The following is a 13,001-nucleotide window of genomic DNA, read 5'->3' on the forward strand; positions in this document are numbered from 1 at the left end:
TATTGCACTTTCAACTTGCATAACGGTACAGCCGATAAGGACAATAAGACGCCTCCGGCCGTTGCATACCGGTACGGCAGAACCGCCATCTGCAAGGATCATCATGTTTGCTCAACTCTTCGCCGTCATGGCACCCGTGCTGGCCGGGGCCGGCGTCGGCTTTTTCTGGGTACGCTTCAAGCAGCCCTACCCCACGGGCTTCATCACCAAGCTCGTGCTCAATGTCGGCACCCCGTGTCTGATCGTGGACTCGCTGACCAGTACCCATGTCGAACTGGCCGCCTTCTCGCGCATGGCGCTGGCGACCGTGAGCGTACTGGTGGCGATGGGGCTGATCGGCCTGCTGCTGGCGCGCATCACCCGGCTGGACTGGCGGGTGATCGTGCCCCCCACCCTCTTTCCCAATACCGGCAACATGGGACTGCCGGTGGCGATGTACGCCTTCGACGACAAGGGCTTTCCGCTGGCCGTGGCGGTCTTCGTGGTGATGTCGATGGCCCAGTTCGTGGTCGGCAGCATCACCAGCAGCTCACGGCCGATCCGCGGCATCTTCACCACGCCGACCATCTACGCCATCATCATCGCCATCCTGCTGATGGCCTTTCAGATTCAGCTGCCGGCATGGCTGGCCAACAGCGTGGATCTGCTGGCGGGCTTTACCATCCCGATGATGCTGATCACCCTGGGCGTGGCACTGGCCAGCATCCGGGCGCGCAGTCTCAACGTGGGGATCGGCTTCGGCCTGGCCCGCGTGGTGGTCGCCGGCGGCATGGCGATGCTGATCGGCTGGCTGCTGGGGCTGACCCCCCAGGCGCTGGGCATCCTGGTGGTGATGATGTGCATGCCGGTCGCCGTCTACAACTACCTGTTCGCGCAGAAGGCCGGGCACTCGCCGGAGTTCGTGGCCAACCTGGTGCTCTGCTCGACCCTGACCTCGTTCATCTACCTGCCGCTGCTGCTCTCCTTCGTGATGTCGCACGGACAGTAGCCCGGCCTCCGGCCTCAGGCCTCAGGCCTGTTCCATTCCCAACGACAACGCCCCGGCAGTGCCGGGGCGTCTCGTCTGTCGGTCTGACCACCAGCGTCAGCCGGTGCTGGTGCCGGTCTCGGCCGTCATGAAGCGTTCGCGGTTCTTCACCCGGCCATGGCGGAACTTCTCGCCCATCAGCTGCTCCATCGACTCCAGCGGCACGTTGCGCGTCTCCGGCACGAACCGCCAGGTGATCAGCAGGCTGATCATGGTGATGGCACCGAACAGCCAGAACGGGAAGGCCCCGTTGAACACGGTGTTGAGCCATTCACTGCCGCGCATCATCGGGAAGGTCTGGGCGACGATGAAACCCGCCGTCCACTGCGCGCCCATGGCCCAGGCCATGGCCGTGCCACGGATGGCGTTGGGGAAGATCTCGGACAGCAGCGTCCAGCTGCAGCAGCCCCAGGAGATGGCATAACCGACCACATAGACCATGATCGCCAGCATCGCCGTATAGCCCTGCACGTCGAACCAGAAGATGGTCCCCAGCACGGCCATGCTGGCAATGCAGGCCAGCGTGCCGATCGTCATCAGCCGGATGCGGCCGGTGCGGTCGATCAGCAGCATCCCCAGCAGGTTGCCCAGGATGAAGACCAGCCCGACATAGCCGGTCTGCAGCAGCGCACTGCCGGTAGACTCGGTAACGTTGGAGAGTACCGTCGGTGCGTAGTACATCACCACGTTGATGCCGGTGAACTGCTGGGCGGCGGAAAGGAAGACCCCCAGCACGGTGATGGCCAGCATGATCGGCTGCCGGATGGCGCTGCGCGAGGCCTGGCGCTCGCTGCGCCGCTGCTGGTTCATCGCCCGGCGACCGCTGGCCTGGCCGCCCTGCAGCGAGTAGCGCACCTCCTCGATCATCTGCTCGGTCTGCTCACGGCTGTTGAAGCGGTTGAGCACCCGGCGGGCACGATCGAACCGGTTGTTCATGATGCACCAGCGCGGCGACTCCGGCACCAGAAACAGCAGGGTCCCGAACAGCACCGCGGGGATCGCTTCCGACCCCAGCATCCAGCGCCAGCCCAGGTCGGTCAGCCACTGCGAGGTAACATCCCGGGCAATGAAGTAGTTGACGAAGAACACGATGGTCTGACCCACCACCAGCGACTGCTGGAACATGCTCAGCGTTCGTCCGCGCCAGCGCTGGGGCGCCAGTTCCCCCATGTACATCGGCGAGACCACGCTGGCAATGCCCACGGCCAGGCCACCGACCACGCGCAGTATGATGTAGAACCAGAAGCTGAAGGCCAGCGCCGAACCGAGTGCCGAAATCAGAAACAGCACGGCCGCCAGCATCATGGTCAGACGACGGCCGAGCACATTGGCCAGCCAGCCGGCGCCCCCGGCGCCGACAATGCTGCCGATGACCACGCTCGAAACGGCCCAGCCCTTGAGCGTGGGCGAGAGATCGAAATAGGTGGCGATCGAGTCGATCGCGCCGGAAATGACAGCCGTGTCATAGCCGAAGAGGATGCCGCCCAGGGCGGCTACCAGACAGATGGAAATCACATAGCCCAGCGCATTGCCGGGCGATTCCTGCCCTTGTGTCATGAAGTCCCTTCCCTGATGTTTTCGAAAGCGTCCTGCTTTCGCTCTGATTTTTCAGGGACACGACTTTAGTAGAAGATATCCGGGCTCGCGAGGCGGAATTCACTGCCGGCGCACAAAAAAACCGCCCGAAGGCGGTTCTTTCGAAGGCCTCGGCCCACAGCGTTTACTGCTGCTGCTGAGCCATCTTCTGGACCTTCTGCATCATCTGCGGATTGTTCTGAACGGCCTGGCCGATCTGGTTGAACTCATCCACTTTCAGACCGCTGTCCTTGACGGCCTGTACCATCTTGTCATTCGCTTCCTGGCGAATGTTCTGCTGCTGCTCGGAGCCATCGGCATTCTGCAGACGCTGGGTATAGTTCTGCGAGATTCCGGCAATCTCCTGCGATGCCGAAGCAAAGTTCTGGAGTTGCTGGTCGCTGAAGTTCTGCTGGGTCTGACCCTGGGTCTGGGCCTGACCGGCGCTTCCCTGGGACTGGCTGGCAGCCATGACCGGCCCCGAGGCAAACCCGGCAGCGATGAGCGTGGCTGAAAGAAACGCAGTCGTCCGTTTCATTGATTCCTCCATACTTTGCTTTTGCCCTGGACGTTCGAGCCGCGGCTCCGCCCGCTTTATGCCTGCTTTGAAACACCTGACAGTTTGACGGCCGGCATCCCCGGGAGTTCAGGAAATCACAGTAACAATTTGTAATGACTGCCAGTTTTCCCGAGCGACCACTGTCGTCATCATCCTAGCACGATCACCGGAGCTCTTTCAGATAGGCCGTGCCCCCCAGCTGACGCATCTGCTGACGAATCCAGCGAACATGCTCGAGTACCCGGGCATCGGGATGGGTCGGACTGCGATGCCGCGGGTCGGGCAGAATCGCCGCCAGCCGGGCCGCCCGGTCAGCACCGAGCCGAGCCGCATCGATGCCGTAGTAGTGCCGCGCCGCCGCCTGAAAACCGAACACCCCGTGATCGAGCTCCACCACGTTGAGATAGACCTCGAGAATCCGGGTCTTGGGCCAGAGCAGTTCGATCAGGGCGGTAAACCAGACTTCGAGCCCCTTGCGCAGCCAGCTGCGCTGGGTCCAGAGAAAGACATTGCGGGCCGTCTGCTGACTGATGGTACTGGCACCGCGCAGCGGCCTGTCCTCGAACCACCACGCCTTCAGCGAGTGTCGGATCTGATGAAAGTCGAAACCGGGATGGTAGGGAAAGCGCTGGTCCTCGGCGGCAATGACCGCAATGGCAGCCTGATCGGAGAGCTGCGCACGCCCCCGCCAGTGATAGTCGATGGCCAGCGGCTCGCCGGCCAGGCGCGAACTCACCCAGCGCTCCGCCATGACCATCGATCCCGGCAGCGGCACGAAGCGAAAGAGCAGCACGATCAGCACACTCAGCACCATCAGCAGCCCCACGGCCTTCAGCAGCCAACGCCACACTCGCCCCAGCATGCTCACCCTTCTCCCGGACCGTGACGTCTGCCGCCGTGGCGCCAGCGTTACGGTGATGATCGCTGGCAACGGCGCAGCGCTTGCCCCATCGGGGCGGCGCGCTGCCGGTTACCGTAATGGCGGCCATTGTAAAGGATTGTGGTAAACGGCGCCTGCCGGGATGACGGGAGAGGACGACGGGCGGCCCGCCAGGGGCGTGCCGCCCGTCCGGTTCAGCCGGCGAAGAGGTGCTCGGCGTGATAGCGCAGATGGTCGTCGATGAAACTGGCCACGAAGAAATAGCTGTGATCGTAGCCCGGCCGATAGTTGAGTGTCAGGGCATGATCGCATTCGCGACAGGCCCGTTCCAGCTCACCGGGCTGGAGCTGTTCGCTCAGGAAGTTGTCGTCCTCGCCCTGCTCGACCAGCAGCGGCTGCTTCGAGGTGCCGGCCCGGATCAGCTCGCAGGCATCGTACTCGGCCCACAGCGCGCGATCCTCGCCAAGATAGTGGCTGAAGGCCTGCTCGCCCCATTGGCAGTTGATCGGATGACAGACCGGCGAAAAGGCCGACACCGACACGTAACGGCCCGGTTGGCGAAGGGCACAGACCAGCGCGCCATGGCCGCCCATCGAGTGGCCGCTGATCGCCTCGCGGCCGTTGAGCGGGAAATGCTCGCGCACCAGCTCGGGCAGCTCCCGGGTCACGTAGTCATACATGCGGTAGTGCTGCGACCAGGGCTCACGGGTGGCATTGACGTAAAAGCCGGCTCCGGAGCCGAAATCGAAGCGCTCGTGCTCACCCGGCAGATCGGTGCCGCGCGGACTGGTATCCGGGCAGATGATCGCAATTCCCAGCTCGGCGGCCAGCTTCTGGGCGCCGGCCTTGTGCATGAAGTTCTCGTCGGTGCAGGTCAGCCCCGACAGCCACCAGAGCAGCGGTACCGGCCCCTGCTCGGCCTGGGGCGGCAGGTAGATACCAAAGGTCATGTCACAACCCAGCACCTCCGAGCGGTGCGTGAAACGACTGACCCAGCCACCGAAGCTCCTGTTGGCACTGACCCGCTCGATCGCATGCTGTGGCATCGTTTGCTCCTTCAGTACGGTTGAGCCACGTGATTCGGCCTGCCGCCCGATCGGGCGGCAGGCCGGCGGGCTGCATCGTCATCCCGACCGGTGCAGGAACGCTTCAGAAGGTCAGCACGGTCCGGATGCTCTTGCCCTCATGCAGCAGATCAAGCGCATGATTGATCTCGTCGATCTTCATGGTATGCGTCACGAAATCGTCGATGTTGATCTCGCCACGCATGTAGCTCTCGACATAGCCCGGCAGCTCGGTACGCCCCTTGACACCACCGAAGGCGGAGCCCTTCCAGACCCGACCGGTCACCAGCTGGAACGGCCGGGTGGAGATCTCCTCGCCGGCACCGGCCACCCCGATGATGATCGATTCGCCCCAGCCCTTGTGGCAGCACTCGAGCGCGGTCCGCATGACATTGACATTGCCGATGCACTCGAACGAGTAGTCAACGCCGCCATCGGTCATGTCGACCAGCACTTCCTGGAAGGGCCGGTCATAGTCGTTGGGATTGACGCAGTCGGTCGCGCCCATCTGGCGGGCAAACTCGAACTTGTCGGGATTGATGTCGACCGCAATCACCCGCGAGGCCTTCGCCAGGTGGGCGCCCTGGATCACCGACAGGCCGATCGCACCGAGACCGAACACGGCCACCGTCGAGCCCGGCTCGACCCCGGCCGTGTTGCGCACGGCACCGATACCGGTGGTGATCCCGCAGCCCAGCAGGCAGACCTTGTCGAGCGGTGCCTCGCGGCTGATCTTCGCCAGCGAGACTTCCGGCACCACGGTGTATTCGGAGAAGGTCGAGGTGCCCATGTAGTGATGGAGCATTTTGCCGTTCTTCGAAAACCGCGAGGTGCCGTCGGGCATCACGCCCTTGCCCTGGGTGGCACGGACCGAACTGCAGAGGTTGGTCTTGCCGGAGAGGCAGAACTTGCACTTGCCGCACTCGGCGGTATACAGCGGAATGACGTGATCACCGGGCTCGAGCGACGTCACGCCCGCGCCGACCTCCTCGACCACGGCCCCTCCCTCGTGGCCGAGAATGGCCGGGAAGTTGCCCTCGGGGTCCTTGCCCGACAGGGTGTAGGCATCGGTATGGCACAGACCGGTGGCTACCACGCGCACCAGCACTTCACCGGCCTTCGGGCCCTCGACATCGATCTCGTCGATTTCCAGCGGCTGTCCCGCTTCCCAGGCAATCGCAGCGCGCGATCTGACACTCATGACCCACCTCGTGTGCTGATGTTGACCCGTATCCGGGAGAATGATCACACGTAGTGTAAATCATCCCTGCCGATGGCGCATAGTCGACAGCGACGCCGTCGGCAGCCATTGCGTCAGCACATGCAGGCAGCGCTTACTCGGGGTCAGCAGCGCGCCCCTGGCCAACCGGCGAGCCCTTTGCCGCCACCGCGGTTTCCGGCCACGGCTTGCCCGACTCGAAGAGATGATCGGCTACCCGCTCGCGCAGGTAGTGATCGGAAAACTGGGTGGCCTCGATCAGCGCCTCGGGATCGGGAATCTCGATGCGATTGCGGTCGCGATAGACCAGTCCGGCTTCCCGCAGCTCGCTGAAGGTGCGACTGACGTGCACCGACGAGAGCCCCAGGATATCCGCCAGCATCTGCTGGGAGAGCGGCATGTGAAAATGCTGCGGCAGTTCCGGATAGACCCGCTTGAGACGCATGTACATCTCGCAGATGAAATGGGCCAGCTTTTCGCGGGCGTTGCGCCGGCCGATGTTGACCAGGCGTTCGGTCAGTAACGCCTGCTGTCCGGCGAGCATGGAGAAGAACAGGGCCGTGGCCCGGTGCGAGCTGCCGAACAGCCCGATCAGATAGCGGTGATTGAACCGTCCCAGCGAAGCCTCGGTGAGCATGGCCACACTGCTCAGACGGCGCTGGAAGGAGAACTCCCGCAGGCCGATGACATCCCCCGGCAGATAGACATCCAGCACCTGCCGGGTACCGTCATTCATCGAGCGATAGGAGTAGGCCCAGCCCTTGCGCAGGAGACAGAAGGCATCAATGGCCTGATGCTCTTCCCAGAGCAGCTCACCGGCTGTCAGCGTCATGGGATGGCGTTCCAGCTCGGTCAGCAACGTCCTGTCATCATCGTCGAGTTCGCAGTACTTCTCAAAGTGGCGAATGATATTGACGTCACTACCATCCATGGATGTCTTTCCCCTCATCACCTGGCATGCGATTTACTTGTCCGGGCCCCTGCATCGCACGCTGCAGGAGCCGATGATCGCATTGTCAGGGGATAAGCGGGCAGGCTGTTATAACCTGCGTTAATCGCCTGGCGAAAAAATCACCGAGAGTCATGGTGTTATCCGGAAAACGGGACGCTGCACCGGGCGCTTGCGGGCAGCAAGGCAGCACGACCCGGTGAACGTTGCCGCCGGGCCGGTTCGGGCATCCGAAAAAAGCACCGGACGCCCTGGGCGTCCGGTGCACGATCAGGATGAGGCGCCGTTACTCAGCTCTGCAGGGCGACGCCATACTCCTGGCCGGCGTCCAGCAGCCACTGCCACAGATAGTCGGCGTAGCTGCGCCGGATCACCAGCTCCCACTGCTCTTCGCCGACCCGGGAGATCATGGCCTGGGCACGTGCAAAGCAGGTGGTGACACTGCGGCCTACCGGAAAGGCACGCGGATGAACATCCACCGGGGCGGATTTCATCAGCACTTCACGGGCGTGCTGCCCGGAGAGCGTCACTACCGTCTGCCCGCCACTGACATCCACCACGGCGACATGGCCGCTCAGCGCGTAGCGCAGCGCCATCTCCTGGCGATACTCCTCACCGCCGGGCACGATCAGAAGCCACTCGTCGGGCGAGCGCCAGTGTATGCGAGCCGTCTCGCTGACTGCCGAGGTCATCGGCGTGACCGGCAGCTCCAGCCCCAGTGCCTCTTCGACGCCACGAACGAAGCCGGGGTCCTCGGCATTGCCGCGGATCACCAGATGCCCCAGGAAGGCACGTTCGCCGAGCAGTACCCCCGCGCGCTCCTGCGTGGTCAGTGACACCGGCGAGGCGGCATCATGCAGCGGTGACCGGGACCGGGCAGCGTCAAGACTGTCGGCCGAATCCTCGGCACTTCCGGCACGCACCGGATGCGGATCGAAAACGGCAAATTCAGACATGCTGGCGCTCTCCCTTGGGGTCATAGAACATGGAGCTGACAATCTCGGCGGACAGCGTGGAGCCGTCGGGCTGGGGCAGGTAGACATGCTCTCCCTTGCGGCGATGGCCTCCGCGTACCACGGCCAGCGCAAAACCGTGGCCGAGCGTGGCGCTGTAGTAACTCGAGGTCACGTGCCCGACCATGGTCATGGGAATCTGCTGCTCGGGATCGAAGACGATCTGGGCGCCCTCCGGCAGCACCACCTCGCTGCCATCCAGCGGCTTCAGCCCGACCAGCTGCTTGCGATCGTCACGCTGCAGATCGACACGCGCCATGCCCCGCTTGCCGACCCAGTCGAACGGCTTGCGATAGCCGATCGCCCAGGTCATGCCGAGATCCTCGGGCGTCATGGTGGCGTCGGTATCCTGCCCGACGATGATGAAGCCCTTTTCGGCACGCAGCACGTGCATGGTCTCGGTGCCATAGGGCGTCAGCTCGAAGGCCTCGCCATGGGCAAACAGCGCCTCCCACACGTGCATGGCGTAATTGGCCTGCACGTTGATCTCGAAGGAGAGCTCGCCGGTAAAGGAGATGCGATAGACCCGCGCCGGAATGCCCGCCACCGTGCCCTCGCGGTAGGCCATGAAGGCGAAGGCATCGCGGGAGAGATCGATATCGGTGAGCTGCTCCAGCAGTTCACGGCTCTTCGGCCCGGTCAGCGTCATGGTGGCCCAGTGATCGGTCACCGAAGTGAAGAACACCTCCAGCTCCGGCCACTCGGTCTGATGCCACAACTCCAGCCAGTCCAGCACCTGGGCGGCGTTGCCGGTGGTGGTGGTCATCAGGAAGTGATGCTCGCCGAGACAAGTGGTGACACCATCATCCATCACCATGCCATCCTCGCCGCACATCAGCCCGTAGCGCCCCTTGCCCACCGGCAGCTTTTCCCAGCCGTTGGTGTAGACCCGACCGATGAACTCGCGGGCATCCGGCCCCTGGATGTCGATCTTGCCCAGCGTCGAGGCATCGAGGATGCCCACGCCGTTGCGCACCGCCAGGCACTCGCGATTGACCGCCTCCTGCAGGGTCTCCTCGCCATTGGCGCCACGCGCGCCCTTCCATCCGGGGTAGTACCAGGGCCGCTTCCACTGGCCGACGTTCTCGAACAGGGCACCCTGCTCGACGTGCCAGCGGTGCATGGCGGTATACCGCTCGGGATCGAACAGCGCGCCGCAGTAGCGTCCGGCGACCGCCCCGAAACTGACCGGCGTATAGTTGGGGCGAAAGACCGTGGTGCCGGTTTCGGGAATGGTCTGCCCCAGCACCCGGGCGGCAATCGCCATGCCGTTGATGTTGCCGATCTTGCCCTGATCGGTACCGAAGCCCATCGCGGTGTAGCGCTTGACGTGCTCGATCGACTCGAAGCCCTCGCGGATGGCCAGTTCGATGCCGGCGGCCGTCACGTCGTTCTGGAGGTCCACGAACTGCTTGGGCGCCCGCATCGTCGCCAGCGTATGCGGCACATGATAAAGCGCTGCCTGAGGACTCTCCTCGACCCGCGCCAGGCCCGGCAGCGTCGGCGAGACCCGCTCGAAGCCGGCTGCCACGGCAGCATCGCCTCCCGCCATGGCGCCATCGGCCAGCACATCCACCAGCGGATAGATGCCATGGGCACCGCCGGCACAGTGCAGCTGCTGCTTCGTTTCGCCGGGCACGAAGCCCTGAATGCGATCGTTCCAGACCGGTTTGGAGCCGGTGTGTGCCGACAGGTGCACCACCGGACTGTAGCCGCCGGAGCTGGCCAGGGTATCGCAGGCGATGGTTTCGGTCTCGCCGGTCACGCGGAAATTCTCGATGTCGATACCCGCCACCAGCGCGCCGCTGACCCGGTCATCGCCGCGGCACTCGATCACCGCAGCACCGGCAATGATGCGAATGCCGCGGCTGCGCGCCTCGTCCACCAGGGTGCCGGCGGGTTCGGCGCGGGCATCGACGATCGCCGCCACTTCCCGGCCGGCATCGAGCCAGTCCAGCGCGGTCCGATAGGCGTGCGAATTGGTGGTCACCAGTACCAGCCGCTGGCCCGGCACCACCCCGTAGCGGCGGATGTAGCAGGATACCGCGCCGGCCAGCAGATGACCGGGCAGATCGTTGTTGGCAAACACCAGCGGACGCTCATGGACGCCGGTCGCCAGTACCACCCGCTGCGCCCGTACCCGGTGCATGCGCTGTCGGGTCATGCCGGCCGGCGCGCGATCGCCGAGATGGTCGGTGCGGCGTTCGTGCAGGGTCACGAAGTTGTGATCGTGGTAGCCGTTGGCGGTGGTGCGCGGCAGCAGCAGCACATCGTCCATGGCCTCGAGCTCGGCCAGGGTGGTCTTCAGCCACTCCCCTGCCGGCCGATCATCGGGACGCTCGCGGGAGTCCAGCAGGCAGCCGCCCATCTGCTCCTGCTCGTCGCAGACGATCACCCGCGCGCCGGCCCGCCGGGCTGCCAGCGCCGCTGCCAGCCCGGCGGGGCCGGCACCGACCACCAGCACATCACAGTAGCGGTTCATGTGATCATAGGTATCGGCATCGGGCACGGTGGGCGCACGCCCCAGCCCGGCAGCGGCACGAATGAACTTCTCGTAGGTCAGCCAGGCCGACTGCGGTGCCATGAAGGTCTTGTAGTAGAAGCCCACCGGCATGAACCGGCCGCCCCACTTGCCGATCAGGCCGGTCAGGGCCTTCTGCTGACGCTCGATGAAACTGCGTCCGCGCCCCACGCTCTCGCAGACCAGCCCATCGAAGACCGGCTGCTGGGTGGCGCGCACGTTGGGCGTCTGGGTTTCGGGGGTGGCCCCCATCTGCAGGATGGCATTGGGCTCCTCGCAGCCGGCCGCCATGACACCACGCGGCCGGGCATACTTGAAGCTGTGCCCGATCACATCGACCCCGTTGGCCAGCAGCGCCGAAGCCACGGTATCGCCGGGGTACGCCGGCAGGGTGCGTCCATCATGGGTAAACGACAGCGTCGATGAGCGATCGATGTGCTCGCTGCTCATCCGCCCCGCGTCGAGACGATTGACCTGACTCATGCCACCTCCTCGCTGTCGTTATCGGCCCGGGTATCGATCACGCCGCCGCGTCCATCCGACTGATAACGCGGCTCTTCGCCCATGCGCCAGGTTTCCAGGATCTCGTTGGTAACGGTGTGCCGGGTCACGTTGAAATATCGGCGTGTCGGCAGATGCAGCCACATTTCGTGGTGGACACCGCGGATGTTGTCGCGAAAGAACAGGTAGTCGCCCCACTGCTCGTCACTGGTGCTGACCGGTGAATCGGCGCGCCGGATCTGCGCCTGCCCGCAGGGCTTGAACTCCTCTTCGCTGTGATATTCGTTGGTGTAGGGGCAGCGGATGTAGAACATGGTATTTGTCCCGTTGCAAAGCCTGAGAGTCCGTGAGAGCGCAAACCGTCCGCCCGGGGCCTAGTGCGCCACCGCCGCCGCGCCGTGTTCATCCACCAGCGCGCCGGTATGAAAGCGCTGCATCGAATAGGGTTCGGCGATCGGGTGTGGACGTCCCTTGGCCAGCGTCCAGGCAAAGATGTGTCCCGAGCCGGGCGTGGCCTTGAAGCCGCCGGTGCCCCAGCCACAGTTGAAAAAGAGCCCCTTGACCGGCGTGGTGGAGATGATCGGGGAAGCATCCGGCGTGGTATCGACGACACCGCCCCACTGGCGATTCATGCGTACCCGCGAGAGCGAGGGGAACATCTCGACGATCGCCTGGATGACATGCTCGATGATCGGATAGCTGCCACGCTGGCCGTAGCCGACATAGCCGTCGACCCCGGCACCGATCACCAGATCGCCCTTGTCGGACTGGCTGATGTAGCCGTGGACCTGGTTGGACATGATGACGGTGTCGATCACCGGCTTGAGCGGCTCGGAGACCAGCGCCTGCAGCGGATGGGATTCCACCGGCAGATTGAAGCCGGCCATGCGGGCCATGGTGCTCGAATTGCCGGCCGTGACCACGCCCACCCGACCGGCGCGGATCTCGCCGCTGGTGGTTTCGACGCCCTTCACCTCGCCGTTCTCGATCAGAAATCCGGTGACCTCGGTGTTCTGCAGCAGATCCACACCACGGCTGTCGGCCGCACGTGCATACCCCCACGCCACGGCATCGTGCCGGGCCACACCGGCGCGCGGCTGAAAGGAGGCGCCCAGCACCGGGTAGCGGGCGTTCTCCAAGCAGTCCATGGCCGGCACCAGATGCTTCACGCCATCGGCGTCGAGATAATCGCTGTCGATGCCATTGAGCCGGTTGGCATTGACCCGGCGGCGGGTGTCGCGCACATCCTGCATGGTGTGCGCCACATTGAGCACGCCGCGCTGCGAGAACATCACGTTGTAATTGATGTCCTGGGAGAGCCCCTCCCACAGCTTGAGCGCGTGCTCGTAGAGACGTGCGGACTCGTCGAACAGATAGTTGGAACGCACGATGGTGGTGTTGCGGGCAGTGTTGCCGCCGCCCAGCCAGCCCTTCTCGATCACGGCCACATTGGTGACGCCGTGCTCCCTGGCGAGATACCACGCCGTGGCCAGGCCGTGACCACCGCCACCGACGATAATGACGTCGTAGTGCCGCTTCGGCGTCGGGTTGCGCCACATGCGCTGCCACTGCTCATGATGGCTGAGCGCATGGCGGACCAGTCCGAATCCCGAATAGCGTTCCATGATACTTCTCCCCGCGCGTCACGCTGCCGTGTCCCGTTCCTTCGCGGAACGAGCCTGTCACGAGCGAT

11 protein-coding genes are annotated in these 13,001 nt (G+C 64.3%); 1 reads left to right on the forward strand and 10 read right to left on the reverse strand.

Annotated elements, in window-relative coordinates:
* The first annotated feature begins 103 nt into the window (after positions 1-103).
* Complete coding sequence (locus C7446_RS02650) at positions 104-988, forward strand: AEC family transporter (RefSeq protein WP_121171056.1); 885 nt, start codon at positions 104-106, stop codon at positions 986-988.
* 96 nt (positions 989-1,084) lie between these two features.
* Here the strand turns inward: C7446_RS02650 and C7446_RS02655 are convergent, their stop codons facing one another.
* The 10 genes from C7446_RS02655 to C7446_RS02700 all read right to left on the reverse strand — a co-directional run bounded on the left by C7446_RS02655 (position 1,085) and on the right by C7446_RS02700 (position 12,933).
* Positions 1,085-2,584 carry a sugar porter family MFS transporter gene (locus C7446_RS02655; protein ID WP_121171058.1) on the reverse strand — a complete coding sequence of 500 codons (1,500 nt, stop codon included), beginning with the start codon at positions 2,582-2,584 and terminating at the stop codon, positions 1,085-1,087.
* 163 nt (positions 2,585-2,747) lie between these two features.
* Entirely contained in the window at positions 2,748-3,140 is a 393-nt protein-coding gene (locus C7446_RS02660) for a DUF4168 domain-containing protein (RefSeq protein WP_121171060.1), read from the reverse strand.
* Positions 3,141-3,324: 184 nt separating this feature from the next.
* The gene (gene mtgA / locus C7446_RS02665; RefSeq protein ID WP_121171062.1) at positions 3,325-4,023 is read right to left on the reverse strand and encodes a monofunctional biosynthetic peptidoglycan transglycosylase; all 699 of its coding nucleotides are present in this window, start codon (positions 4,021-4,023) and stop codon (positions 3,325-3,327) included.
* Positions 4,024-4,235: 212 nt separating this feature from the next.
* A complete protein-coding gene (gene fghA / locus C7446_RS02670) occupies positions 4,236-5,087 on the reverse strand; it encodes an S-formylglutathione hydrolase (protein WP_121171064.1) in 852 nt (283 codons plus the stop codon).
* 103 nt (positions 5,088-5,190) lie between these two features.
* Positions 5,191-6,306: an S-(hydroxymethyl)glutathione dehydrogenase/class III alcohol dehydrogenase gene (locus C7446_RS02675; protein WP_121171066.1), complete on the reverse strand. Its 1,116-nt coding sequence runs from the start codon at positions 6,304-6,306 to the stop codon at positions 5,191-5,193.
* 133 nt (positions 6,307-6,439) lie between these two features.
* Positions 6,440-7,255 (reverse strand): Crp/Fnr family transcriptional regulator, encoded by an 816-nt coding sequence (locus C7446_RS02680; protein ID WP_121171068.1) that lies wholly within the window; start codon positions 7,253-7,255, stop codon positions 6,440-6,442.
* Between the two features lie 308 nt (positions 7,256-7,563).
* Positions 7,564-8,229 carry a sarcosine oxidase subunit gamma gene (locus tag C7446_RS02685; RefSeq protein ID WP_121171070.1) on the reverse strand — a complete coding sequence of 222 codons (666 nt, stop codon included), beginning with the start codon at positions 8,227-8,229 and terminating at the stop codon, positions 7,564-7,566.
* Positions 8,222-11,290, reverse strand: coding sequence for a sarcosine oxidase subunit alpha family protein (locus C7446_RS02690; RefSeq protein WP_121171072.1), 3,069 nt, complete (start codon positions 11,288-11,290; stop codon positions 8,222-8,224). Before C7446_RS02690 ends, C7446_RS02685 begins: the two co-directional genes overlap by 8 nt.
* Entirely contained in the window at positions 11,287-11,622 is a 336-nt protein-coding gene (locus C7446_RS02695) for a sarcosine oxidase subunit delta (protein WP_121171074.1), read from the reverse strand. Before C7446_RS02695 ends, C7446_RS02690 begins: the two co-directional genes overlap by 4 nt.
* Positions 11,623-11,682: 60 nt before the next feature.
* The gene (locus C7446_RS02700; RefSeq protein ID WP_121171076.1) at positions 11,683-12,933 is read right to left on the reverse strand and encodes a sarcosine oxidase subunit beta family protein; all 1,251 of its coding nucleotides are present in this window, start codon (positions 12,931-12,933) and stop codon (positions 11,683-11,685) included.
* Positions 12,934-13,001 lie beyond the last annotated feature (68 nt).

Origin of the sequence: Kushneria sinocarnis (assembly GCF_003633775.1) — a bacterium.
GTDB classification, from domain to species: Bacteria; Pseudomonadota; Gammaproteobacteria; order Pseudomonadales; family Halomonadaceae; genus Kushneria; species Kushneria sinocarnis.

Bases quoted from the DNA above. Each gene is read 5' to 3' on its own strand.
- C7446_RS02680 (WP_121171068.1), bottom strand. From the start codon at position 7,255: ATGGATGGTAGTGACGTCAATATCATTCGCCACTTTGAGAAGTACTGC.
- C7446_RS02685 (WP_121171070.1), bottom strand. From the start codon at position 8,229: ATGTCTGAATTTGCCGTTTTCGATCCGCATCCGGTGCGTGCCGGAAGT.
- mtgA (WP_121171062.1), bottom strand. From the start codon at position 4,023: ATGCTGGGGCGAGTGTGGCGTTGGCTGCTGAAGGCCGTGGGGCTGCTG.
- C7446_RS02660 (WP_121171060.1), bottom strand. From the start codon at position 3,140: ATGAAACGGACGACTGCGTTTCTTTCAGCCACGCTCATCGCTGCCGGG.
- C7446_RS02700 (WP_121171076.1), bottom strand. From the start codon at position 12,933: ATGGAACGCTATTCGGGATTCGGACTGGTCCGCCATGCGCTCAGCCAT.
- C7446_RS02690 (WP_121171072.1), bottom strand. From the start codon at position 11,290: ATGAGTCAGGTCAATCGTCTCGACGCGGGGCGGATGAGCAGCGAGCAC.
- C7446_RS02675 (WP_121171066.1), bottom strand. From the start codon at position 6,306: ATGAGTGTCAGATCGCGCGCTGCGATTGCCTGGGAAGCGGGACAGCCG.
- C7446_RS02695 (WP_121171074.1), bottom strand. From the start codon at position 11,622: ATGTTCTACATCCGCTGCCCCTACACCAACGAATATCACAGCGAAGAG.
- C7446_RS02655 (WP_121171058.1), bottom strand. From the start codon at position 2,584: ATGACACAAGGGCAGGAATCGCCCGGCAATGCGCTGGGCTATGTGATT.
- fghA (WP_121171064.1), bottom strand. From the start codon at position 5,087: ATGCCACAGCATGCGATCGAGCGGGTCAGTGCCAACAGGAGCTTCGGT.
- C7446_RS02650 (WP_121171056.1), top strand. From the start codon at position 104: ATGTTTGCTCAACTCTTCGCCGTCATGGCACCCGTGCTGGCCGGGGCC.